We start from the raw sequence: 863 nt of genomic DNA, 5'->3' as shown, positions 1-863 counted from the left end.
CGTTAACCTCCCCTCCTCCACATCATGATATTTATTCGATCGAGGATTTAGCCCAGCTGATCTTCGACCTTAAACAAGTCAACCCGAATGCGCTGGTTTCGGTGAAACTCGTCTCCGAGCCTGGTGTTGGCACCATAGCCACAGGGGTCGCAAAAGCTTACGCCGACCTCATCACTATCTCAGGTTACGATGGCGGTACGGCCGCAAGTCCACTGACTTCGGTGAAATACGCAGGTAGTCCTTGGGAACTTGGCCTCGCAGAAACCCAACAAGCACTGGTTGCAAATGGCCTTCGCCATAAGATTCGTCTTCAAGTAGATGGCGGGTTAAAAACAGGGCTAGATGTTGTTAAGGCCGCGATTCTTGGTGCGGAAAGCTTCGGATTTGGTACCGCACCAATGGTTGCTATGGGTTGTAAATTCTTACGTATTTGCCACTTGAACAACTGTGCAACGGGTGTGGCAACTCAAGATGAAACCCTTCGTAAAGAGTACTTTAAAGGCTTACCAGAAATGGTAATGAACTATTTTACTGGCCTTGCCGATGAAGTACGTGAGTTACTCGCAGAACTTGGCGTAGAGAAGCTGACAGACTTAATTGGTCGTACTGATTTACTTGAAGCCGTCGAGGGGTTCACAGCGAAGCAAACCAAGTTGGATCTATCAAACATCTTAGAAGCTCCTATTTCAGCCGAAGGTCATCCACTATTTTGGACGGAGCCAAACAAACCGTTTGATAAAGCCGAACTCAACCAAAAAATCGTTGATGATGCCTTGAATGCTGTCGAAAACAGCCAATCAGCAAGTTTCTTCTACAACGTCATCAACACCGACCGTTCTGTTGGCGCGCGTTTATCTGGTGAG

At 47.6% G+C, this 863-nt stretch carries 1 protein-coding gene; it reads left to right on the top strand.

The features are described from left to right. A partial coding sequence (locus R8N49_RS25950) for a glutamate synthase-related protein (RefSeq protein WP_318190307.1) occupies positions 1 to 863 on the top strand: 863 nt, incomplete at both ends.

This window comes from Vibrio sp. 1978 (genome assembly GCF_033344345.1).
This window is presented reverse-complemented; position numbering and strand designations above follow the sequence as displayed.